20 protein-coding genes and 3 tRNA genes are annotated in these 23,120 nt (G+C 52.9%); 19 read left to right on the top strand and 4 right to left on the bottom strand.

The window, feature by feature from the left end; all coding sequences use genetic code 11:
• The 3 genes from epmA to ATB02_RS22995 form a co-directional block, all read left to right on the top strand.
• Nucleotides 1–635, top strand: a 635-nt coding sequence (gene epmA / locus ATB02_RS22985; protein WP_105272300.1) for an elongation factor P--(R)-beta-lysine ligase, incomplete at its 5' end; no start/stop codon positions are given.
• A 218-nt stretch (nt 636–853) separates the two neighbouring features.
• Nucleotides 854–2,356: a glutamate/gamma-aminobutyrate family transporter YjeM gene (yjeM, locus tag ATB02_RS22990; RefSeq protein ID WP_105272301.1), complete on the top strand. Its 1,503-nt coding sequence runs from the start codon at nt 854–856 to the stop codon at nt 2,354–2,356.
• Nucleotides 2,357–2,453: 97 nt separating this feature from the next.
• Nucleotides 2,454–2,768 carry a YjeO family protein gene (locus tag ATB02_RS22995; RefSeq protein WP_001276175.1) on the top strand — a complete coding sequence of 105 codons (315 nt, stop codon included), beginning with the start codon at nt 2,454–2,456 and terminating at the stop codon, nt 2,766–2,768.
• Between the two features lie 30 nt (nt 2,769–2,798).
• Here ATB02_RS22995 and mscM read toward each other — a convergent pair whose 3' ends face one another.
• The 3 genes from mscM to rsgA form a co-directional block, all read right to left on the bottom strand.
• A complete protein-coding gene (gene mscM, locus ATB02_RS23000) occupies nt 2,799–6,122 on the bottom strand; it encodes a miniconductance mechanosensitive channel MscM (protein WP_001236835.1) in 3,324 nt (1,107 codons plus the stop codon).
• Between the two features lie 21 nt (nt 6,123–6,143).
• Complete coding sequence (gene asd / locus ATB02_RS23005; RefSeq protein ID WP_105272302.1) at nt 6,144–7,112, bottom strand: archaetidylserine decarboxylase; 969 nt, start codon at nt 7,110–7,112, stop codon at nt 6,144–6,146.
• A gap of 96 nt (nt 7,113–7,208) precedes the next feature.
• A complete protein-coding gene (gene rsgA, locus ATB02_RS23010; protein ID WP_000041977.1) occupies nt 7,209–8,261 on the bottom strand; it encodes a small ribosomal subunit biogenesis GTPase RsgA in 1,053 nt (350 codons plus the stop codon).
• 94 nt (nt 8,262–8,355) lie between these two features.
• Here rsgA and orn point away from each other — a divergent pair, with 94 nt between their 5' ends.
• The 5 genes from orn to ATB02_RS23035 all read left to right on the top strand — a co-directional run bounded on the left by orn (nt 8,356) and on the right by ATB02_RS23035 (nt 9,940).
• Complete coding sequence (gene orn / locus ATB02_RS23015; protein ID WP_001353514.1) at nt 8,356–8,901, top strand: oligoribonuclease; 546 nt, start codon at nt 8,356–8,358, stop codon at nt 8,899–8,901.
• Nucleotides 8,902–9,111: 210 nt separating this feature from the next.
• Nucleotides 9,112–9,187: transfer RNA gene (locus ATB02_RS23020), tRNA-Gly, on the top strand.
• Between the two features lie 157 nt (nt 9,188–9,344).
• Nucleotides 9,345–9,420 (top strand) — tRNA-Gly (locus tag ATB02_RS23025).
• A 157-nt stretch (nt 9,421–9,577) separates the two neighbouring features.
• A tRNA-Gly gene (locus tag ATB02_RS23030) sits at nt 9,578–9,653 on the top strand.
• A 233-nt stretch (nt 9,654–9,886) separates the two neighbouring features.
• Nucleotides 9,887–9,940 (top strand): hypothetical protein, encoded by a 54-nt coding sequence (locus ATB02_RS23035; RefSeq protein WP_100664635.1) that lies wholly within the window; start codon nt 9,887–9,889, stop codon nt 9,938–9,940.
• Here the strand turns inward: ATB02_RS23035 and queG are convergent.
• Nucleotides 9,923–11,062 carry a tRNA epoxyqueuosine(34) reductase QueG gene (queG, locus tag ATB02_RS23040; RefSeq protein ID WP_105272303.1) on the bottom strand — a complete coding sequence of 380 codons (1,140 nt, stop codon included), beginning with the start codon at nt 11,060–11,062 and terminating at the stop codon, nt 9,923–9,925. The genes ATB02_RS23035 and queG overlap by 18 nt on opposite strands.
• Between queG and nnr the strand changes: the two genes are divergently transcribed.
• From nnr to purA, 11 genes are all read left to right on the top strand, one after another.
• Nucleotides 11,061–12,608, top strand: a complete 1,548-nt coding sequence (nnr, locus tag ATB02_RS23045; RefSeq protein WP_105272304.1) for a bifunctional ADP-dependent NAD(P)H-hydrate dehydratase/NAD(P)H-hydrate epimerase — start codon at nt 11,061–11,063, stop codon at nt 12,606–12,608. The two genes, queG and nnr, sit on opposite strands and share 2 nt — an antisense overlap.
• Entirely contained in the window at nt 12,580–13,041 is a 462-nt protein-coding gene (gene tsaE, locus ATB02_RS23050; RefSeq protein ID WP_000981977.1) for a tRNA (adenosine(37)-N6)-threonylcarbamoyltransferase complex ATPase subunit type 1 TsaE, read from the top strand. Before nnr ends, tsaE begins: the two co-directional genes overlap by 29 nt.
• Nucleotides 13,042–13,059: 18 nt before the next feature.
• On the top strand, nt 13,060–14,397 hold the full coding sequence (gene amiB / locus ATB02_RS23055) for an N-acetylmuramoyl-L-alanine amidase AmiB (protein WP_032185741.1): 1,338 nt from the start codon (nt 13,060–13,062) through the stop codon (nt 14,395–14,397).
• A 9-nt stretch (nt 14,398–14,406) separates the two neighbouring features.
• Nucleotides 14,407–16,254 (top strand): DNA mismatch repair endonuclease MutL, encoded by a 1,848-nt coding sequence (gene mutL, locus ATB02_RS23060; protein ID WP_105272305.1) that lies wholly within the window; start codon nt 14,407–14,409, stop codon nt 16,252–16,254.
• On the top strand, nt 16,247–17,197 hold the full coding sequence (miaA, locus tag ATB02_RS23065; protein WP_001280350.1) for a tRNA (adenosine(37)-N6)-dimethylallyltransferase MiaA: 951 nt from the start codon (nt 16,247–16,249) through the stop codon (nt 17,195–17,197). Before mutL ends, miaA begins: the two co-directional genes overlap by 8 nt.
• Before the next feature lie 85 nt (nt 17,198–17,282).
• Nucleotides 17,283–17,591, top strand: coding sequence for an RNA chaperone Hfq (hfq, locus tag ATB02_RS23070; protein ID WP_001051883.1), 309 nt, complete (start codon nt 17,283–17,285; stop codon nt 17,589–17,591).
• Between the two features lie 76 nt (nt 17,592–17,667).
• Nucleotides 17,668–18,948, top strand: coding sequence for a ribosome rescue GTPase HflX (hflX, locus tag ATB02_RS23075; protein ID WP_000460360.1), 1,281 nt, complete (start codon nt 17,668–17,670; stop codon nt 18,946–18,948).
• An 85-nt stretch (nt 18,949–19,033) separates the two neighbouring features.
• The gene (gene hflK / locus ATB02_RS23080) at nt 19,034–20,293 is read left to right on the top strand and encodes an FtsH protease activity modulator HflK (protein WP_000312477.1); all 1,260 of its coding nucleotides are present in this window, start codon (nt 19,034–19,036) and stop codon (nt 20,291–20,293) included.
• A 2-nt stretch (nt 20,294–20,295) separates the two neighbouring features.
• Complete coding sequence (gene hflC, locus ATB02_RS23085) at nt 20,296–21,300, top strand: protease modulator HflC (protein ID WP_001232412.1); 1,005 nt, start codon at nt 20,296–20,298, stop codon at nt 21,298–21,300.
• An 81-nt stretch (nt 21,301–21,381) separates the two neighbouring features.
• Nucleotides 21,382–21,579 (top strand): DUF2065 domain-containing protein, encoded by a 198-nt coding sequence (locus ATB02_RS23090; protein WP_001089292.1) that lies wholly within the window; start codon nt 21,382–21,384, stop codon nt 21,577–21,579.
• A 103-nt stretch (nt 21,580–21,682) separates the two neighbouring features.
• On the top strand, nt 21,683–22,981 hold the full coding sequence (purA, locus tag ATB02_RS23095) for an adenylosuccinate synthase (protein WP_000527955.1): 1,299 nt from the start codon (nt 21,683–21,685) through the stop codon (nt 22,979–22,981).
• The last annotated feature ends 139 nt before the right edge of the window (nt 22,982–23,120 follow it).

Genomic DNA, 23,120 nt, shown 5'->3' on the forward strand with positions numbered 1-23,120 from the left:
TGGAGTGGTATCGACCGCACTATGATATGTACCGGTTGATGAACGAGGTGGACGATCTCTTGCAACAGGTGCTGGACTGCCCGGCAGCAGAAAGTCTTTCTTATCAACAAGCTTTCTTGCGTTATCTGGAAATTGACCCGCTCTCTGCCGACAAAACGCAACTGCGGGAAGTGGCAGCGAAACTGGATTTGAGCAACGTTGCCGATACCGAAGAAGACCGCGACACGCTGCTACAACTGCTGTTTACCTTTGGCGTAGAGCCAAATATTGGCAAAGAAAAACCGACCTTTGTGTACCACTTTCCGGCCAGCCAGGCATCACTGGCGCAAATCAGTACCGAAGATCATCGGGTCGCTGAACGCTTTGAGGTTTATTATAAAGGTATTGAGCTGGCGAATGGTTTCCATGAATTGACGGATGCCCGTGAGCAGCAACAACGTTTTGAACAAGATAACCGTAAGCGCGCGGCGCGCGGTTTGCCGCAGCACCCCATTGACCAGAATCTTATTGAAGCCTTGAAAGTCGGTATGCCTGACTGTTCCGGCGTGGCATTAGGCGTTGATCGTCTGGTGATGTTGGCGCTGGGCGCGGAGACACTGGCTGAAGTCATCGCCTTTAGCGTTGACCGGGCATAATTCTGAAAAATTACTGAATTAACAGCGAAGAATGGCGTGATGAGCGCCATTCTGTAGCATATGTTTTCATTTTTCCGCTAAAGGCCACAATTTAAGACTGGATATTTGATATCATCCAGGTATCAATTCTGTATTGGTTTTTACGCTGCCCGCTCAATGTTGGGCGGTGCAGTTCAGTGGGCGCGTTTTATACACGCGCTGAAATGAAGGATGGTTTCATGCCTCACACGATAAAAAAGATGAGTCTGATAGGACTCATATTGATGATCTTTACTTCCGTATTTGGATTTGCCAATAGCCCATCGGCTTATTACTTAATGGGTTATAGTGCGATTCCCTTTTATATATTTTCTGCATTGTTATTCTTTATTCCATTCGCCTTAATGATGGCTGAAATGGGCGCTGCGTATCGCAAAGAAGAAGGCGGTATCTATTCCTGGATGAATAATAGTGTCGGACCCCGTTTTGCCTTCATTGGTACGTTTATGTGGTTTTCCTCTTATATCATCTGGATGGTGAGCACCTCCGCGAAAGTTTGGGTACCGTTCTCAACATTTCTCTACGGTAGCGACATGACCCAGCACTGGCGTATTGCCGGACTGGAACCTACGCAGGTGGTTGGTCTGCTGGCAGTGGCATGGATGATTCTGGTCACCGTCGTTGCTTCAAAAGGGATTAATAAAATTGCCCGCATTACTGCGGTGGGCGGTATTGCAGTAATGTGCCTGAATTTAGTATTACTGTTAGTAAGCATTACTATTTTGTTATTAAACGGTGGGCATTTCGCGCAGGATATTAATTTCCTGACATCACCGAATCCAGGTTATCAGTCCGGTCTGGCAATGCTATCGTTTGTGGTATTTGCTATTTTTGCCTATGGCGGAATTGAAGCGGTTGGTGGTCTGGTCGATAAAACGGAAAATCCAGAAAAGAACTTTGCCAAAGGTATTGTTTTTGCCGCTATTGTTATTTCAATCGGTTATTCGCTGGCAATATTTTTATGGGGCGTCAGCACAAACTGGCAGCAGGTATTAAGTAATGGTTCCGTTAACCTTGGCAATATTACCTATGTGCTGATGAAGAGCCTCGGGTTGACGCTGGGTAACGCACTGCATTTGTCACCTGAAGCGTCATTGTCGCTGGGTGTATGGTTTGCGCGTATTACCGGGCTTTCGATGTTCCTCGCTTACACTGGCGCGTTCTTTACGCTTTGCTATTCACCGTTGAAAGCTATCATCCAGGGGACGCCGAAAGCGTTGTGGCCGGAACCGATGACGCGGCTGAATGCGATGGGCATGCCGTCTATCGCCATGTGGATGCAGTGCGGGTTGGTTACTGTCTTCATCCTGCTGGTTTCGTTTGGTGGTGGCACCGCATCGGCATTCTTTAACAAGCTAACGCTGATGGCGAACGTGTCTATGACGCTTCCTTACCTGTTCCTTGCACTGGCTTTCCCGTTCTTTAAAGCACGTCAGGATCTCGACAGACCGTTTGTGATTTTCAAAACGCGTATGTCGGCAATGATTGCGACGGTGGTTGTCGTACTGGTGGTGACATTTGCGAACGTCTTCACCATCATTCAACCTGTGGTTGAAGCCGGAGACTGGGACAGCACATTGTGGATGATTGGCGGCCCTGTCTTCTTCTCGCTGTTAGCGATGGCGATTTACCAGAACTATTGCAGTAGAGTGGCAAAAAATCCGCAGTGGGCGGTGGAATAACCCGATGCCCTATCGTCTGCCTGACGATAGGGCGCAATGACAGGGAATTAGCGGGATTTCGTATGCGCTATAGCGAAATTAAGCGACCGATTATCTCATGAGTGCGCGCATGTTTGTCTTGTGCTGCATCTGGTTCATTGTGGCGTTCCTCTGGATAACCATTACCTCCGCGCTGGACAAAGAGTGGATGATTGATGGACGCGGGATTAACAACGTCTGTGATGTTTTGATGTATCTCGAAGATGACGATACTCGCGATGTCGGTGTGATAATGACGTTACCGCTCTTTTTCCCTTTTCTCTGGTTCGCTTTGTGGCGAAAAAAACGCGGCTGGTTTATGTACGCCACCGCGCTGGCTATTTTCGGCTACTGGTTGTGGCAGTTTTTTCTGCGCTATCAGTTTTGCTTGTGAGCCGGATGGGTTCATCCGGCCACAAAGACCTTACAAACTTCCCGCCTGACGACCTTTGCCCGCAGAAGTTAATGTTCTTCCCGTTTGTTTACCGTTGAGGCTTTCCAGACGCATCTGGAAGGGCGGGAATGGCATATCGATACCGTGGGCATGGAATCCTGCCAGAATCAGCTGGTGAATCTCATGGCGTAGTGGCATGCGGTGACCCATCTCAGCGGCGTAAATACGCAGCTCGAAAATCTGAATCCCCTGTTGTAGATCCACCAGGAAGACTTCCGGTGCTGGGTTATCGATCACCAGCGAGCAGCGACGCGCTGCGGTTAGCAGGATTTCCGTCACTTCTTCACTGTTGGCATCGGCTGGGGCCGGAATCGTCAACACCACGCGCGTGACCGAGTCAGAGAGCGACCAGTTGATAAACTGCTCGGTAATAAACGCCTTGTTTGGCACGATTATCTCTTTACGGTCCCAGTCGCTGATGGTGGTGGCGCGGGTGTTAATTTTCGTCACGCTACCGGTGAGATCGCGGATCGTCACCGTATCGCCAATACGAATCGGTTTTTCGAACAGGATGATCAGGCCAGAGATAAAGTTGGCGAAAATTTCCTGCAAACCAAAGCCCAGACCAACACCGAGCGCGGCGACCAGCCACTGCAATTTCGACCACTCAATACCAATCATTGAGAAGCCGACCAGCCCGCCAATCAGCATCAGCAGATATTTGGTGATGGTGGTGATGGCGTAACCAGTGCCCGGCGTTAAATCGAGGTGCTGCAAAATCGCCAGTTCCAGCAGCGCGGGCAGGTTGCGCACCAGCTGCGTGGTGATGATAAACACCAGAATGGCAATTAGCACCGCACCGAGGGTAATCGGCTCCAAACTTTCTACGCCCTGTACCGTGGAAGTGACATCCCACAGCGAAATATTTTCAAGGAAGCCGAAAGCGGAATGGATTTCTGACCACAGCACAATGACCGAAAGCAAGGCGATCAACATCAAAATTGAGCGCACCAGCCGCAAGGATTGCGCACTGATGGCATCGAGATCGACTTCGCTTTCATCGACTTCAATTGCCCCTTCCGGGCTACTGTGATGATGCGCTTCCTCTTCGCCACGCGCACGCTGCGCTAACATCTCTGCCCGGCGATGCTTCGCCCGGTCAAACGCCAGCCTGCGGCGTTGGATCAGCATCCAGCGGCGGATAACGTGATAAACCACCAGTAGCAGGAACCAGATGGCAACCGAGGTTTCAAGCCTCGCTAACAGCGCTTGCGCCGTTGCCAGATAACCCACCGCCGACGCCAGAATGGCAACCAACGGCGCGCCAATCATCATGTTCCACAGCATATGGTTGGTAATGTTGTCGCCGCTGCCTTCTTTGTTGAGATACAACGGAATCCCGGCCTTTTTCAGGCTGAGGGTGACCACCGCCAGCGCACCGCAAATGAGGATAAAACAAAGCCGTCCCAGCGAACCGGAGAATTCACGGTCGTCGAGGTTATCGAACATCATCAGCGCCATAATCAGCGGCACAATAAGCCCGATGCTCATCAGGTAGTAACGCATCCCACGGGAAACCCGTTCGCGTGGCCAGCCGAAATGAGCGATAAACAAGCCGTTCGGACGGGCAAAGGTGGCGCAAATCATCACTACCCACAGCAGCGGTACGGTGGCCGTTACGCCATCACCAATTGCGACCGCCAGCGGATAAGGCCACGCCTCGCGCAAGCCGTAACCCAGCGTCATCCACAGCACCGGTAGCGGTGATGCGACGAGAATCGACCAGAAAAGGGTGCGCAACGTCAGCCAGAAGTGATCCTGAGTCACTTTGCCGACTTTCGCCGCCGAACGTTCAAGAAAACGGGTGAAATAGCGGCGTGAGTAAATACTGCAACCGACCAGAATCAACGCGCCAAACAGCGGCAAAATCGTCTCTTTGCTGGTCAGCATCATTACGCTGGCTTTGCCCAACTGACTGAAGGTGTCCAGCGAAATGAGACGACGCAGATCCTGAGCGATCTCCAGCGGCCAGGCGATGGTCATCGGGCGCACGTCAGAAGTCCAGAACAGGTAGCGGTGCGTCGCTTCATTCACTTCTTTCAGCGCATCTTCCAGTTGCCCGTTGGAGACTTTCAGCTTGGTCAGCTCCAGCAGTAACGTGTCGCCACCCTGCAACAATGAGTTCAGCAACTCACGCTGAGTGCGTAGCTGTGCTTCCAGAATACGGTTTTGCTCGGCGGTCAGCGGCTGACCGTCTGCCTGATGGATTTGCCGTAGCAGCGGCTGTTTATTGAGCAGATCCTCATAACGTAACCGTTGCACACGCAACTGCGCCATTTCGGTATCAAGCTGTTGTGGTTTTGGCATTTCCGGTAGCCGTGCCACCTGCGCCCGCAACGCTTCACCGAGCAGGTTGGACGATCCCAGCCATTGCGACTGTTCACGCAGCGTATTCAACGCCTGCCGGACCTGTAACGTCTGGCTGGCAGCCTGACGCTGTTGCGAGGCAACGAGATCCATCCGCTGCGCCTGTTGATTCAACGCCGCTGATAGTTCGCGGTTAATTTTGAATTGTGCGACGATGTCTTTCGGCAAATCGGCGCTGTTTTCTGCCAGCAATTCGGTACTTTCCAGCGCCCGCTCCGCCTCAAGCTGACGTTGGCTGTTCAACTGATTACGTAAGGCCTGCAAATATGCATCCAGCTGCTGGCTCTCTTTTTCCGCCAGCTCAGAGCGTAAGCGCGCTAATTCCTGACGGTTATTGGCAGACAGCTGCGCCAGCTCCAGTTCATCAACGAGCGCCTTCAGTCGCGCAGAGTCAGACTGCAACGCGAAATTTTGTGCCTGATTAAGCGGGGTATTGCCGGTAAGTGTTCCCAGCCGCCGCTCGATTTCATTCAACTGACGGCGAGCGTCGGTTTGCTGTTGCGGCAGTTGATTCAGCGAATCGGCAATCTCGCGGGCACGTTCCTGTTCCTGCTGGGCCTGACGGCTCTTATCCAGCAACTGGCTGCTGACCTGGAGAATTTCCTGATTCAGCGCGTCGGTAGACATTCCCGGCGATACGCTGCGCGGCTCGTCACGCATGTTGTTTAATTGCGCGCGCAGAGTAGCGGAAAGTTTCGGGTAATTATCAATGACTTCTTGATATTGCTTGATGCGCTCAAGGGAACCTTTTCGTTCCTCAAGCGCATTTAAGGCGGACTGGAGTGCCTCTACGACTTCCGGCTGCGCGGGTTTCGCCGCTTTTGCCTGCTCCAGTTCCTGGGTGATTTGTTTACTATCGGGGGCCGTCGCGGCGTACGCCCCCCAACTGAGGCACCAGGCCATCAGAAAAGTGATAATCAGGCGCACGTCAGCGTTTCCTTTGATGGATTAGACTTGGTCTTTTTTGTCGTCAACCAATGGGCTGGCGTCGTGTTCTGCCTCGATCTCTTCGGCAGGAAGCGGGGCAGGTTCTGCGTCTAGCGCAACAAAGGTTTCGGTAGATACTGCCAGTGGCTGACCAATTTTCGTGACAGACAGGCTTTCCAGTTGCTCAACCAGATTAACTTTACCCGGTGCAAACAGGTTGATAACGGTAGAGCCGAGTTTAAAGCGACCCATTTCCTGGCCTTTCAGCAGCGCCACAGAACCGTCGTTTTCTCCGGCAGGCCAGGTCCAGCGCTTGATGATGCCTTCGCGCGGCGGCGTAATGGTGCCCGCCCAGACAGTTTCAATGCTGCCAACAATCGTCGCCCCGACCAGAATCTGCGCCATCGGGCCAAATTCGGTATCGAACAGGCAGATCACGCGTTCGTTACGGGCAAACAGATTCGGCACGTTCTGAGCGGTGAGATGGTTAACGGAGAAGAGATCGCCCGGCACATAGATCATCTCACGCAGAATACCGTTGCACGGCATGTGTACGCGGTGGTAGTCACGCGGAGAGAGGTAAGTGGTCACAAACGTACCGTTACGGAAAAGATCCGCCATCAGATAGTTCCCTGCCAGCAGAGCTTCGAGGCTGTAGTTGTGGCCTTTAGCTTGCAGGATTTTATCTTCTTCGATTTTACCTAACTGGCTGATAACGCCATCGGCAGGCATGACCAGTACATTAGGATCGGTATCGATTGGGCGTACTTCGTCACGCAGCGGACGGACAAAGAATTCGTTAAAGGTGCGGTAGCTGGCGGTGTCCGGCTTTTGCGCCTCTTTCATATCGACCTTGTAGTATTTAACGAACAGATCGATAACCAGTTTTGTCAGCCATCCTGCCCGCTTGCTTGCGCCCCAACCCGCCAGGCGAGTAAGCCATAATTTCGGCAGAATGTACTGTAGCGAAAGTTTAAATGAATTTAACAAGGTAGCCTCCAGGCCATTGTTTTGTCGTTCCTGATCCGGCCTACATGCCGGATCCTGAAAAAAAGGGGACGATTCTAACGACGGTTAGCTTAATTGTCAGTCATCCGTATCAGAAAAGTTTTTACGCGTTTTTACCTGCGCCATGCTTTCCAGAATACGGTGATAGTTTTCGAAACGGGTTTCCGCGATTTTCCCTTCCTCAACCGCTTCCCGGATAGCGCAGCCCGGATCGGTATCGTGTTTGCAATCGCGATATTTACACAGACCTAAGTAGTCATGGAATTCGACAAAACCCCGAGTAATTTGTTCCGGTTCCAGATGCCAGAGACCAAACTCACGCACACCTGGGGAATCAATCACATCACCGCCGTGCGGGAAGTGATACAGCCGCGCGGCAGTCGTGGTGTGCTGACCAAGCCCCGAGTTATCCGAGACGTCGTTGGTCAGGATCTCTTTTTGCAGCCCCAGCAACGCGTTCAGAAGGCTGGATTTGCCGACGCCAGACTGCCCGGCAAAAATACTGATGCGCCCGGTCAACGCCTCTTCCAGCGGTTTCAGTCCATCCTGAGTATGGCTGGAAACCATCAATACGCGATAACCGATATTGCGGTAGATATCCATCTGCTCGTTGACGAATTCCATGCCTTCGTCGTCCAGCAGGTCTATCTTGTTGAGCACAATAATCGGCTCAATCTGCAAGGTTTCGCAGGCCACCAGGTAACGGTCGATAATATTGAGCGACAGCTCCGGCAAAATGGCGGAGACAATGACAATCTGGTCGATGTTGGCAGCAATGGGTTTCACACCGTCGTAGAAATCCGGGCGCGTCAACACTGAGGTGCGCTCATGCACCGCTTCCACGATCCCTTTGACATTTACGCCTTCCGCCGCCGGTTTTCCCGGACGCCAGACTACGCGATCGCCGGTCACCAGCGAACGGATGGTACGGCGAATATTGCAGCGGTGAACGTCGCCATCGGCGGATTCCACATCAGCGTGCATACCAAAGCGGCTGATGACGATACCTTCATCAGGCTCGCCAAACAGATTGTCGTCGTAGTCGGGCTTCTCCTTAGACGTTTTAAGACGACGCTGGTGATTGGCGTTCACGCGGCGCTGCTGGCCTTTGGAGAGTTTATTTTTACTCAATCGTACTGACTCCTGGTCGCCCCTGATGGGCAAAACATCTATGATACACGCAATTGTGGATCAATATAGTCACTGTGAATGGGTGGAAAATAGCATGAGTGCCAATGAAAACAACCTGATTTGGATCGATCTTGAGATGACCGGTCTGGATCCCGAGCGCGATCGCATTATTGAGATTGCCACGCTGGTGACCGACGCCAACCTGAATATTCTGGCAGAAGGGCCGACCATTGCAGTACACCAGTCCGATGAACAACTGGCGCTGATGGATGACTGGAATGTCCGTACTCATACCGCCAGCGGGCTGGTGGATCGCGTGAAAGCGAGCACGATGGGCGATCGGGAAGCGGAACTGGCGACGCTCGAATTTTTAAAACAGTGGGTGCCTGCGGGTAAATCGCCGATCTGTGGTAACAGCATCGGCCAGGACCGTCGCTTCCTGTTTAAATACATGCCGGAGCTGGAAGCCTACTTCCACTACCGCTATCTCGATGTTAGCACCCTGAAAGAGCTGGCGCGCCGCTGGAAGCCGGAAATTCTTGACGGCTTTACCAAGCAGGGGACGCATCAGGCGATGGATGATATCCGTGAATCGGTGGCGGAGTTGGCTTACTACCGCGAGCATTTTATCAAGCTGTAAAATTTTTCCTGGTCACGTAAGCGCCGGAATCCACTTGCGGCGGCGTGATTTTGACGCTAAATTGAACGTCTTGCTGATAATTTCAGCACTTGAGATAAAAACTCAAAAAAAATTTTTTAGGGGGGTTGCAGAGGGAAAGATTTCTCGTATAATGCGCCTCCCGTAACGACGCAGAAATGCGAAAATTACGAAAGCAAAATTAAGCAGTACGCGGGAATAGCTCAGTTGGTAGAGCACGACCTTGCCAAGGTCGGGGTCGCGAGTTCGAGTCTCGTTTCCCGCTCCAAAATTTGAAAAGTGCTGCAAAGCACAGACCACCCAATCGCAGTATTTCGAATTGCGACAAGGCGGCAACTGAACGAATCCTTGGGAGCTTACAAAAGTAAGTGACTAAGGTGAGTGAAGGCAGCCAAGGCAGTAGCGGTTCGAAAGACGAAGATTAAGCGGGAATAGCTCAGTTGGTAGAGCACGACCTTGCCAAGGTCGGGGTCGCGAGTTCGAGTCTCGTTTCCCGCTCCAAAATTTGAAAAGTGCTGCAAAGCACAGACCACCCAATCGCAGTATTTCGAATTGCGACAAGGCGGCAACTGAACGAATCCTTGGGAGCTTACAAAAGTAAGTGACTAAGGTGAGTGAAGGCAGCCAAGGCAGTAGCGGTTCGAAAGACGAAGATTAAGCGGGAATAGCTCAGTTGGTAGAGCACGACCTTGCCAAGGTCGGGGTCGCGAGTTCGAGTCTCGTTTCCCGCTCCAAATTCTTCTCTCAATAAAATATCCACAGCGACGCGATGCGTTATTGCTGGTTTTTGTTGTCTCTGACAAACTCTTGTAAACAGAGTTATCCACAGCCTCATGTCGTAATCTTAATTTCAAAGAAACTTCGCACGGTGAATAGTATTTTTTTAACTTATTGATATATAGGTTGAAAATTAAGATCTCGTTTTGTCGAGTCGATCACTTGACGATTTTATTCGTCTTGAATTGCAATGCGTTTTTATTTTTATTCACAAGCTGTGGATGAATCAGGCATCACGCGGTAACCCTTTTTCAATTACCCGAACCAGACGCTGTTTTTTCGGCAATTGCACTTCGACTATGCACGCATTTCGTCTCTCGATTTGCTGCGCAATCGCCCACGCTATGTGCTCATCAAGAAGTGGGTGCTCACCTTTACGACTTTCCAGCGCTGTCAAAATCGTTTTATCCCAGGGGGCATTGCCTAATGCCACGGCGATATTACGCAGCCAACGCAGGTGACCTATACGGCGAATCGCCGAACCTTCCGTGACTTTTAAAAACGTCTCTTCACTCCAGGCGAATAACTCAATGAGTTCCGGTGCGTGTAGTGGTTTGCGCGGGCTGAAATCGTCTTCTGTAGTGAGTTGCGAATAGCGATTCCATGGGCAGATAAGCTGGCAGTCATCGCAACCGTAAATACGGTTTCCCATCAATGGACGCAGCTCTTCCGGGATCGCCCCTTCCAGTTCAATGGTGAGATAAGAGATACAGCGGCGAGCATCGACGGTATATGGCTCGACGATGGCGCCGGTCGGGCAAATCGTCATACAGGCCACGCATTTACCGCATCCTTCCTCGACCGGTTGATCCACGGGCAGCGGAATATCGACCAGTAATTCACCTAAAAAGAAGAACGAACCGGCCTCGCGATTGAGGATAAGTGAGTGCTTACCTGTCCAGCCAAGACCTGCTTTTTCAGCTAACGGGCGCTCGAGAATAGGCGCAGAATCGACAAACGGTCTAAAATTCAGCGAAACACAATGTTGCTGAATCATCTCGCCCAGCTTTTTGAGTCGGTTGCGCAGAAGTTTGTGATAGTCACGGCCCAGCGCATAACGGCTCACATAGCCGAGCTTAGGGTTTTTCAGCGTGCTGGCAAATGCGGCGTTAGCAGGAAGGTAATTCATCCGCACGCTGATCACGCGCAGCGTACCGGGCAATAACTCGTGGGGGCGGGCGCGCAGCATACCGTGACGCGCCATCCAGTCCATTTCGCCGTGGTATTGTTTGTCCAGCCATGCTTGCAGTTTGGGCTCGGACGCGCTGAGATCGGTATCGGTAATACCTACCTGCTGAAAGCCCAGTTCCAGCCCCCACTGTTTAATTTTTTGCGCTAACTGATTGAGATCGAGGGGCTCTGACATGACGGACCATACAATGAAGAAAAACCCCGTAAGTATACCACACACCGTCTGGCACGCCGACGATATCCGCCGCGGCGAACGCGAGGCGGCAGATGCGCTGGGGCTTACACTCTATGAACTGATGCTTCGCGCTGGTGAAGCCGCATTCCAGGTGTGTCGTTCGGCTTATCCTGACGCCCGCCACTGGCTGGTGCTGTGCGGTCATGGTAATAACGGCGGCGATGGCTACGTGGTCGCGCGGCTGGCCAAAGCGATCGGTATAGATGTCACGCTACTGGCCCAGGAAAGTGACAAACCGTTGCCGGAAGAGGCCGCGCAGGCACGCGATGCATGGTTAAACGCGGGAGGCGAGATCCATGCTTCGAATATTGTCTGGCCCGAGTCAGTAGATCTGATTGTTGATGCGCTGCTCGGTACCGGATTGCAGCACGCGCCCCGCGAATCCATTAGCCAGTTAATCGACCACGCTAATACTCACCCTGCGCCGATTGTGGCGGTTGATATCCCTTCCGGCCTGCTGGCTGAAACCGGCGCTACGCCAGGCGCGGTGATCAACGCCGATCACACCATCACTTTTATTGCGCTGAAACCTGGCTTGCTCACCGGGAAAGCACGGGATATTACCGGAAAACTGCATTTTGACTCGCTGGGGCTGGACAGTTGGTTGGCAGGTCAGGAGACGAAAATTCAGCGGTTTTCGGCAGAACAACTTTCTCACTGGCTGAAACCGCGTCGCCCGACTTCGCATAAAGGCGATCACGGGCGGCTGGTGATTGTTGGTGGCGATCACGGCACGGCGGGGGCTATTCGTATGACGGGGGAAGCGGCGCTGCGTGCTGGCGCTGGTTTAGTCAGAGTGCTGACCCGCAGTGAAAACATTGCGCCACTGCTGACCGCACGACCGGAATTGATGGTGCATGAACTGACTATGGATTCACTTACCGAAAGCCTGGAATGGGCCGATGTAGTGGTGATTGGTCCCGGTCTGGGCCAGCAAGAGTGGGGAAAAAAAGCCCTGCAAAAAGTTGAGAATTTTCGCAAACCGATGTTATGGGATGCCGATGCATTGAACCTGCTGGCAATCAATCCTGATAAGCGTCACAATCGCGTGATCACGCCGCATCCTGGCGAGGCCGCACGGTTGTTGGGCTGTTCCGTAGCAGAAATTGAAAGTGACCGCTTACATTGCGCCCAACGTCTGGTACAACGTTATGGCGGCGTAGCGGTGCTGAAAGGTGCCGGAACCGTAGTTGCCGCCCATCCTGACGCTTTAGGCATTATTGATGCCGGAAATGCAGGCATGGCGAGCGGCGGGATGGGTGATGTGCTCTCTGGTATTATTGGCGCATTGCTTGGGCAAAAACTGTCGCCGTATGATGCAGCGTGCGCGGGCTGTGTCGCCCACGGTACGGCAGCTGACGTACTGGCGGCGCGTTTTGGAACGCGCGGAATGCTGGCGACCGATCTCTTTTCCACGCTACAGCGTATTGTTAACCCGGAAGTGACTGATAAAAACCATGATGAATCGAGTAATTCCGCTCCCTGATGAGCAGGCAACATTAGACCTGGGCGAGCGGGTAGCGAAAGCCTGCGATGGTGCAACCGTAATCTATCTGTATGGCGATTTAGGCGCAGGTAAAACCACCTTTAGCCGGGGCTTCTTACAGGCTCTGGGTCATCAGGGTAATGTCAAAAGCCCCACTTATACGCTGGTCGAACCCTATACGCTCGACAACTTAATGGTGTATCACTTTGATTTATACCGCCTTGCCGATCCCGAGGAGCTGGAGTTTATGGGGATCCGCGATTATTTTGCCAACGATGCCATCTGCCTGGTGGAGTGGCCACAACAAGGTACAGGTGTTCTTCCTGACCCGGATGTCGAAATACACATTGATTATCAGGCACAAGGCCGTGAGGCGCGCGTGAGTGCGGTTTCCTCTGCGGGTGAATTGTTGCTGGCGCGTTTAGCCGGTTAACCTTTGAAAGGTGGCGGGATGATGTATCGCATCAGAAATTGGTTGGTAGCGACGTTGCTGCTGCTGTGCGCGCAGGCTGGCGCCGCTACGCTCTCTGATATTCAGGTTTCTAACGGTAATCAACAGGCGCGAATAACATTGAGTTTTACTGGCGATCCTGATTACGCGTTTAGCCATCAAAACAAACGCACCGTGGCGCTCGATATCAAACAAACGGGCGTGATTCAGGGGCTACCGTTGTTGTTCAGCGGTAATAATCTGGTGAAGGCGATTCGCTCTGGAACGCCTAAAGATGCACAAACGCTACGGCTAGTGGTCGATCTCACCGAAAACGGTAAAACCGAAGCGGTGAAGCGGCAGAATGGTAGTAATTACACTGTCGTCTTTACGATTAACGCCGATGTTCCACCACCGCCTCCTCCGCCGCCTGTGGTTGCGAAACGCGTTGAAACGCCTGCGGTTGTCGCACCGCGCGTCAGCGAACCGGCGCGCAATCCGTTTAAAACGGAAAGTAACCGCACTACGGGTGTTATCAGCAGTAATACGGTAACGCGTCCGGCAGCGCGCGCGACGGCTAACACTGGCGATAAAATTATCATCGCTATTGATGCAGGACACGGTGGTCAGGACCCTGGCGCTATCGGCCCCGGTGGTACGCGGGAGAAAAATGTCACCATCGCCATCGCACGTAAATTGCGTACTTTGCTCAATGACGATCCGATGTTTAAGGGCGTTTTAACCCGTGACGGGGATTACTTTATCTCGGTAATGGGGCGCAGCGATGTGGCACGTAAGCAAAACGCCAATTTCCTCGTCTCGATTCACGCTGATGCCGCACCAAACCGCAGTGCGACTGGCGCTTCCGTATGGGTGCTCTCTAACCGTCGCGCCAACAGCGAAATGGCCAGCTGGCTGGAGCAGCACGAGAAACAGTCGGAGCTGCTGGGCGGAGCGGGCGATGTGCTGGCGAACAGTCAGTCTGATCCGTATTTAAGCCAGGCGGTGCTGGATTTACAGTTCGGTCATTCCCAGCGGGTAGGGTATGATGTGGCGACCAGTATGATCAGTCAGTTGCAACGCATCGGTGAAATTCATAAACGTCGACCAGAACACGCCAGCCTTGGCGTTCTGCGTTCGCCGGATATCCCATCAGTACTGGTCGAAACCGGTTTTATCAGCAACAACAGCGAAGAACGTTTGCTGGCGAGCGACGATTACCAACAACAGCTGGCAGAAGCCATTTACAAAGGCCTGCGCAATTATTTCCTTGCGCACCCGATGCAATCTGCGCCGCAGGGGGCAACGGCACAAACGGCCAGCACGGTGACGACGCCAGATCGCACGCTGCCAAACTAAGGATGATTGATGCCAATTCAGGTCTTACCGCCACAACTGGCGAACCAGATTGCCGCAGGTGAGGTGGTCGAGCGACCTGCGTCGGTAGTCAAAGAACTGGTGGAAAACAGCCTCGATGCGGGTGCGACGCGTATTGATATTGATATCGAACGCGGTGGGGCGAAACTTATCCGCATTCGTGATAACGGCTGCGGTATCAAAAAAGATGAACTGGCGCTGGCGCTGGCGCGTCATGCTACCAGTAAAATCGCCTCTCTGGACGATCTCGAAGCTATTATCAGCCTGGGGTTCCGCGGTGAGGCGCTGGCGAGTATCAGTTCAGTTTCCCGTCTGACGCTCACTTCGCGCACCGTAGATCAGCAGGAAGCCTGGCAGGCATATGCCGAAGGGCGCGATATGGACGTGACGGTTAAACCTGCGGCGCATCCGGTGGGAACGACGCTGGAAGTGCTGGATCTGTTCTACAATACCCCGGCGCGGCGCAAATTCCTGCGTACCGAGAAAACCGAATTTAACCATATTGATGAAATCATCCGCCGCATTGCGCTGGCGCGTTTCGACGTCACTATCAATCTGTCGCATAACGGCAAAATAGTTCGCCAGTACCGTGCAGTGCCGGAAGGCGGGCAAAAAGAACGGCGTTTAGGCGCGATTTGCGGCACCGCTTTTCTCGAACATGCGCTGGCGATTGAATGGCAGCACGGCGATCTCACGCTGCGCGGTTGGGTGGCAGATCCAAACCATACCACGCCCACACTGGCAGAAATTCAGTATTGCTACGTGAATGGTCGCATGATGCGCGATCGCCTGATCAATCATGCGATCCGTCAGGCTTGCGAAGACAAACTGGGGGCCGATCAGCAACCGGCATTTGTGTTGTATCTGGAGATCGACCCACATCAGGTGGACGTCAACGTGCACCCCGCCAAACACGAAGTGCGTTTCCATCAGTCGCGTCTGGTGCACGACTTTATCTATCAGGGCGTGCTGAGTGTGCTACAACAACAGCTGGAAACGCCGCTGCCACTGGACGATGAACCTCAACCTGCACCGCGCACCATTCCGGAGAACCGCGTGGCCGCCGGGCGTAATCATTTTGCTGAACCGGCAGTTCGTGGACCGGTAGCCCCCCGCTACTCTCCTGCGCCCGCCTCTGGTGGTCGTCCAGCAGCTTCCTGGCCGAATGCGCAGCCAGGCTACCAGAAACAGCAAGGTGAAGTGTATCGCCAGCTTTTGCAAACGCCTGCGCCGATGCAAAAACCAAAAGCACCTGAACCGCAGGAGCCAGCGCTTGCGGCGAACAGTCAGAGTTTTGGTCGGATACTGACTATCGTCCAATCCGACTGTGCGTTGCTGGAGCGCGACGGCAACATTTCACTTTTAGCCCTGCCAGTGGCAGAACGTTGGCTGCGTCAGGCGCAGTTGACGCCGGGTGAAACGCCAGTTTGCGCTCAGCCGTTGCTTATTCCGTTGCGGCTAAAAGTTTCTGGCGAAGAAAAATCGGCATTAGAAAAAGCGCAGTCTGCCCTGGCGGAATTGGGTATTGATTTCCAGTCCGATGCACAGTATGTGACCATCAGGGCCGTGCCTTTACCCTTACGCCAACAAAATTTACAAATCTTGATTCCTGAACTGATAGGCTACCTGGCGAAGCAGTCCGTATTCGAAACTGGCAATATTGCGCAGTGGATTGCACGAAATCTGATGAGCGAACATGCGCAGTGGTCAATGGCACAGGCCATCACCCTGCTGGCGGACGTGGAACGGTTATGTCCGCAACTTGTGAAAACGCCGCCGGGTGGTCTGTTACAATCTGTTGATTTACATCCGGCGATAAAAGCCCTGAAAGATGAGTGATATCAGTAAGGCGAGCCTGCCTAAGGCGATTTTTTTGATGGGGCCGACGGCCTCCGGTAAAACGGCGTTAGCCATTGAGCTGCGTAAAATTTTACCAGTAGAGTTGATAAGCGTTGATTCTGCCCTTATTTACAAAGGGATGGATATCGGGACGGCGAAGCCGAACGCTGAAGAGTTACTCGCCGCGCCGCACCGATTGCTGGATATTCGCGATCCGTCGCAGGCTTATTCGGCCGCTGATTTTCGCCGCGATGCGCTGGCGGAAATGGCTGATATCACCGCGGCGGGGCGGATCCCACTATTAGTGGGCGGTACGATGTTGTATTTCAAGGCATTGCTGGAAGGGTTGTCGCCACTACCGTCGGCGGACTCCGAAGTGCGGGCCAGAATTGAGCAACAGGCGGCAGAGCAAGGTTGGGAGTCATTGCATCGTCAACTTCAGGAGATCGATCCGGTTGCGGCAGCAAGGATTCATCCAAATGATCCACAAAGGCTTTCCCGGGCACTGGAAGTTTTTTTCATTTCGGGTAAAACTTTAACGGAACTGACGCAAACGTCAGGAGACGCTCTACCGTATCAGGTGCATCAGTTCGCCATCGCCCCGGCGAGCCGTGAACTGCTCCATCAACGAATTGAGCAGCGTTTTCATCAGATGTTGGCTTCAGGTTTTGAAGCAGAAGTCCGGGCGCTTTTTGCCCGAGGAGATTTGCATACGGACTTGCCTTCCATTCGTTGTGTGGGTTATCGCCAGATGTGGTCTTACCTTGAAGGCGAAATCTCATACGATGAAATGGTTTATCGAGGTGTTTGCGCCACGAGACAGTTGGCGAAGCGGCAGATAACCTGGCTGCGTGGTTGGGAAGGGGTTCACTGGCTTGACAGTGAAAAACCAGAACAGGCGCGTGACGAAGTATTACAGGTTGTTGGTGCTATCGCAGGCTGAATGTGTACAATTGAGACGTATCGTGCGCAATTTTTTCAGAATCGAAAGGTTCAAAGTACAAATAAGCATATAAGGAAAAGAGAGAATGGCTAAGGGGCAATCTTTACAAGATCCGTTCCTGAACGCACTGCGTCGGGAACGTGTTCCAGTTTCTATTTATTTGGTGAATGGTATTAAGCTGCAAGGACAAATCGAGTCTTTTGATCAGTTCGTGATCCTGTTGAAAAACACGGTCAGCCAGATGGTTTACAAGCACGCGATTTCTACTGTTGTCCCGTCTCGCCCGGTTTCTCATCACAGTAACAACGCCGGTGGCGGTACCAGCAGTAACTACCATCATGGTAGCAGCGCGCAGAATACTTCCGCGCAACAGGACAGCGAAGAAACCGAATAAGGTTTCATGCTGTTTTTTTTACACGGGGAGCCAGCGATCCTGCGTTCCCCGCTGATCTATTTAGAGGGTTATACGCTTGTTTGACCGTTATGATGCTGGTGAGCAGGCGGTACTGGTACACATCTATTTTACGCAAGACAAAGATATGGAAGACCTCCAGGAGTTTGAATCTCTGGTCTCTTCCGCCGGTGTCGAAGCATTGCAGGTGATTACCGGTAGCCGTAAAGCGCCGCACCCAAAGTATTTTGTAGGTGAAGGTAAAGCAGTTGAAATTGCGGAAGCTGTCAAAGCGACGGGTGCTTCGGTCGTTCTTTTTGACCATGCCCTGAGCCCGGCGCAAGAGCGTAACCTGGAGCGTTTGTGCGAGTGTCGTGTTATCGACCGCACCGGCCTTATTTTAGATATTTTCGCCCAACGTGCGCGTACCCATGAGGGTAAGTTGCAGGTTGAGCTGGCGCAGTTGCGCCATCTGGCTACGCGCCTGGTGCGTGGCTGGACCCACCTTGAAAGACAGAAAGGCGGGATCGGTTTGCGTGGTCCGGGTGAAACCCAGCTCGAAACCGACCGTCGTTTGTTACGTAATCGCATCGTGCAGATACAGTCGCGCCTGGAAAGAGTTGAAAAACAGCGTGAGCAGGGGCGGCAATCGCGTATCAAAGCCGACGTTCCTACTGTTTCGCTGGTGGGATATACCAACGCCGGTAAATCTACCCTTTTCAATCGCATCACCGAAGCGCGGGTCTATGCGGCAGACCAGTTGTTTGCCACCCTCGACCCGACGTTGCGGCGTATTGACGTCGCGGATGTCGGTGAAACCGTGCTGGCAGATACCGTAGGGTTTATTCGCCACCTGCCGCACGATCTGGTGGCGGCATTTAAAGCCACGTTACAAGAGACGCGGCAAGCCACATTGCTGCTGCACGTCATTGACGCGGCAGATGTGCGAGTACAAGAAAACATCGAAGCGGTGAATACGGTTCTTGAAGAGATCGATGCTCACGAGATCCCAACCCTGCTGGTGATGAACAAGATCGATATGCTGGAAGATTTTGAACCGCGTATTGATCGGGACGAAGAGAACAAACCGATCCGTGTCTGGCTTTCTGCGCAGACCGGAGCGGGGATACCACAGCTTTTTCAGGCTTTGACGGAGCGTCTTTCCGGCGAGGTGGCGCAGCATACATTGCGTCTGCCGCCGCAGGAAGGGCGTCTGAGAAGTCGTTTTTATCAGCTTCAGGCAATAGAAAAAGAGTGGATGGAGGAGGACGGCAGCGTAAGTCTGCAAGTTCGTATGCCGATCGTTGACTGGCGTCGCCTCTGCAAACAAGAACCGGCGTTGATCGATTACTTGATCTAACGGCGTAGCGTCTGAAGCGTGGAGTCATATCCTCTGGCGTCGAAAGACAACAGGGATCACCGCATAACAAATATGGAGCACAAACATGGCGTGGAATCAGCCCGGTAATAACGGACAAGACCGCGACCCGTGGGGAAGCAGCAAACCTGGCGGCAACTCTGAGGGAAATGGAAACAAAGGCGGTCGCGATCAAGGGCCACCTGATTTAGATGATATCTTCCGCAAACTGAGCAAAAAGCTCGGTGGTCTGGGCGGCGGTAAAGGCACCGGATCTGGCGGTGGTAATTCATCGCAAGGCCCGCGCCCGCAGCTTGGCGGTCGTGTCGTTACCATCGCAGCGGCAGCGATTGTCATTATTTGGGCGGCCAGTGGTTTCTACACCATTAAAGAAGCCGAACGCGGCGTGGTAACACGCTTTGGTAAATTCAGCCATCTGGTTGAGCCGGGTCTGAACTGGAAACCGACGTTTATCGACGAAGTCAAACCGGTGAACGTGGAAGCCGTGCGTGAACTGGCTGCTTCCGGTGTGATGCTGACGTCGGACGAAAACGTGGTGCGCGTTGAGATGAACGTACAGTACCGCGTCACCAATCCGGAAAAATATCTGTATAGCGTGACCAGCCCGGATGACAGCCTGCGTCAGGCTACCGACAGCGCCCTGCGTGGGGTTATCGGTAAATACACCATGGACCGCATTCTGACGGAAGGTCGTACCGTGATTCGTAGCGATACTCAGCGCGAACTGGAAGAGACGATTCGTCCGTATGACATGGGTATCACTCTGCTGGACGTCAACTTCCAGGCAGCTCGTCCGCCGGAAGAAGTAAAAGCGGCGTTTGACGATGCGATTGCCGCGCGTGAAAACGAACAGCAATACATTCGTGAAGCAGAAGCGTATACCAACGAAGTTCAGCCGCGTGCGAACGGTCAGGCGCAACGTATCCTCGAAGAGGCGCGTGCGTATAAGGCCCAGACCATCCTGGAAGCTCAGGGTGAAGTGGCACGCTTTGCTAAACTTCTGCCGGAATATAAAGCTGCGCCGGAAATTACCCGCGAGCGTCTGTATATCGAGACGATGGAAAAAGTGTTGGGCAACACCCGCAAAGTGCTGGTTAACGATAAAGGTGGCAACCTGATGGTTCTGCCGTTAGACCAGATGCTGAAAGGTGGCAATGCCCCTGCGGCGAAGAGCGATAACGGTGCCAGCAATTTGCTGCGTCTGCCGCCAGCCTCTTCCTCCACAACCAGTGGAGCAAGCAACACGTCGTCCACCAGTCAGGGCGATATTATGGACCAACGCCGCGCTAACGCGCAGCGTAACGACTACCAGCGTCAGGGGGAATAACGATGCGTAAGTCAGTTATCGCGATTATCATCATCGTGCTGGTAGTGCTTTACATGTCTGTCTTTGTCGTCAAAGAAGGTGAGCGCGGTATTACGCTGCGTTTTGGTAAGGTACTGCGTGACGATGACAACAAACCTCTGGTTTATGAGCCGGGTCTGCATTTCAAGATACCGTTCATTGAAACGGTGAAAATGCTCGACGCACGTATTCAGACCATGGACAACCAGGCCGACCGCTTTGTGACCAAAGAGAAGAAAGACCTGATCGTCGACTCTTACATTAAATGGCGCATCAGTGATTTCAGCCGTTACTACCTGGCAACGGGCGGTGGCGACATTTCGCAAGCGGAAGTGCTGTTGAAACGTAAGTTCTCTGACCGTCTGCGTTCTGAAATTGGTCGCCTGGACGTGAAAGACATCGTCACCGATTCCCGTGGTCGTCTGACCCTCGAAGTACGTGACGCGCTGAACTCCGGTTCTGCGGGTACAGAAGATGAAGTTACTACCCCGGCGGCAGATAACGCCATTGCCGAAGCGGCAGAGCGCGTAACGGCTGAGACGAAGGGTAAAGTACCGGTCATCAACCCGAACAGTATGGCGGCGCTGGGTATTGAAGTTGTCGATGTGCGTATCAAGCAGATCAACCTGCCGACCGAAGTGTCTGAAGCGATCTACAACCGTATGCGCGCCGAGCGTGAAGCGGTAGCACGTCGTCACCGTTCACAAGGTCAGGAAGAAGCGGAAAAACTGCGCGCGACTGCCGACTATGAAGTGACCAGAACGCTGGCAGAAGCTGAGCGTCAGGGCCGCATCATGCGTGGTGAAGGCGATGCAGAAGCAGCCAAACTGTTTGCTGATGCATTCAGTAAAGATCCGGACTTCTACGCATTCATCCGTAGCCTGCGTGCTTATGAGAACAGCTTCTCTGGCAATCAGGACGTGATGGTCATGAGCCCGGACAGCGATTTCTTCCGCTACATGAAGACGCCGACTTCCGCAACGCGTTAATATAACGACTGCGGTACAGGTCAATAAAGCCACCGCATCCTCAGGGATGTCGGTGGTTTTCTTTTTCTATAAGGATAATGAATGAATTCGACAATCTGGCTGGCGCTTGCCCTGGTTTTGGTGCTGGAAGGTTTAGGGCCGATGCTTTACCCGAAGGCATGGAAGAAGATGATCGCTGCGATGACCAATTTGCCCGATAATATTTTACGTCGTTTTGGCGGTGGACTTGTGGTTGCGGGCGTTGTGGTCTACTACATGTTGAGGAAAACGATTGGCTGAACAAAAAACAGACTGATCGAGGTCATTTTTGAGTGCAAAAAGTGCTGTAACTCTGAAAAAGCGATGGTAGAATCCATTTTTAAGCAAACGGTGATTTTGAAAAATGGGTAACAACGTCGTCGTACTGGGCACCCAATGGGGTGACGAAGGTAAAGGTAAGATCGTCGATCTTCTGACTGAACGGGCTAAATATGTTGTACGCTACCAGGGCGGTCACAACGCAGGCCATACTCTCGTAATCAACGGTGAAAAAACCGTTCTCCATCTTATTCCATCAGGTATTCTCCGCGAGAATGTAACCAGCATCATCGGTAACGGTGTTGTGCTGTCTCCGGCCGCGCTGATGAAAGAGATGAAAGAACTGGAAGACCGTGGCATCCCCGTTCGTGAGCGTCTGCTGCTGTCTGAAGCATGTCCGCTGATCCTTGATTATCACGTTGCGCTGGATAACGCGCGTGAGAAAGCGCGCGGCGCGAAAGCGATCGGCACCACGGGTCGTGGTATCGGGCCTGCTTATGAAGATAAAGTGGCACGTCGTGGTCTGCGTGTTGGCGACCTTTTCGACAAAGAAACCTTCGCTGAAAAACTGAAAGAAGTGATGGAATATCACAACTTCCAGTTGGTTAACTACTACAAAGCTGAAGCGGTTGATTACCAGAAAGTTCTGGATGATACGATGGCTGTTGCCGACATCCTGACCTCTATGGTGGTTGACGTTTCTGACCTGCTCGACCAGGCGCGTCAGCGTGGCGATTTCGTCATGTTCGAAGGTGCGCAGGGTACGCTGCTGGATATCGACCACGGTACTTATCCGTACGTAACTTCTTCCAACACCACTGCAGGTGGCGTGGCGACCGGTTCCGGCCTGGGCCCGCGTTATGTTGATTACGTTCTGGGTATCCTCAAAGCTTACTCCACTCGTGTAGGTGCAGGTCCGTTCCCGACCGAACTGTTTGATGAAACTGGTGAGTTCCTCTGCAAGCAGGGTAACGAATTCGGCGCAACTACGGGTCGTCGTCGTCGTACCGGCTGGCTGGACACCGTTGCCGTTCGTCGTGCGGTACAGCTGAACTCCCTGTCTGGCTTCTGCCTGACCAAACTGGACGTTCTGGATGGCCTGAAAGAGGTGAAACTCTGCGTGGCTTACCGTATGCCGGATGGTCGCGAAGTGACTACCACTCCGCTGGCAGCAGACGATTGGAAAGGTGTAGAGCCGATTTACGAAACCATGCCGGGCTGGTCTGAATCCACCTTCGGCGTGAAAGATCGTAGCGGTCTGCCGCAGGCGGCACTGAACTACATCAAGCGTATTGAAGAACTGACCGGTGTGCCGATCGATATCATCTCTACCGGCCCGGATCGTACTGAAACCATGATTCTGCGCGACCCGTTCGACGCGTAATTCTGGTACGCCTGGCAGATATTTTGCCTGCCGGGCTAACAGTGTGATACATTGCTGTGTCGGGTAAGCCATTACGCTATCCGACACAGTGTTAAATCCTCGCTTTTTTCCTTCCCCGAACTGAAATAAATTAGCGACA

This window comes from Escherichia sp. MOD1-EC5189, from assembly GCF_002966045.1.
Lineage (GTDB): Bacteria > Pseudomonadota > Gammaproteobacteria > Enterobacterales > Enterobacteriaceae > Escherichia > Escherichia coli_F.